This is a genomic window from Elizabethkingia argenteiflava (genome assembly GCF_009904105.1).
In the GTDB taxonomy this organism is placed as follows: Bacteria; Bacteroidota; Bacteroidia; order Flavobacteriales; family Weeksellaceae; genus Elizabethkingia; species Elizabethkingia argenteiflava.
Genome location: NZ_JAAABJ010000684.1, coordinates 1 through 317, shown reverse-complemented (window position 1 = coordinate 317; position 317 = coordinate 1). Strand labels below are relative to the sequence as shown.

Here is a 317-nt window from a genome sequence, read left to right as displayed (position 1 = left end):
CTTGACGGGCAGAGCAAGAGCCACGACGCGCAGAGGCCCTATCGGAACGGCGGCGGCAGCTTCGATGTCATCATGCGCAATGTCGAACCGTTGCTTGCGGGCCAGAGCCGGATGCAGGTCTCGGCGCGGGTTACCGTCACGCCACGCAATCTTGACCTGTGTAGCACGCTCGACGCATTCATTGACGCGGGTTTCCACAGCGTCGGATTCTCTCCCATGCGTGCATCGCCATATGGTCAGGGCGAGATGCAGCCTGATGATCTCGAAATAATGCTGGAGCAGATGATCGCCTGCGGCCGCGAATTCTAACGCCGTGT

Annotated in this window: 1 pseudogene; it reads left to right on the top strand. The window is 60.3% G+C overall.

What is annotated here, in order from left to right:
- Window positions 1-309, top strand: a pseudogene (locus GNY06_RS13170) (radical SAM/SPASM domain-containing protein); the annotation flags it as partial.
- Between the last annotated feature and the right edge of the window lie 8 nt (window positions 310-317).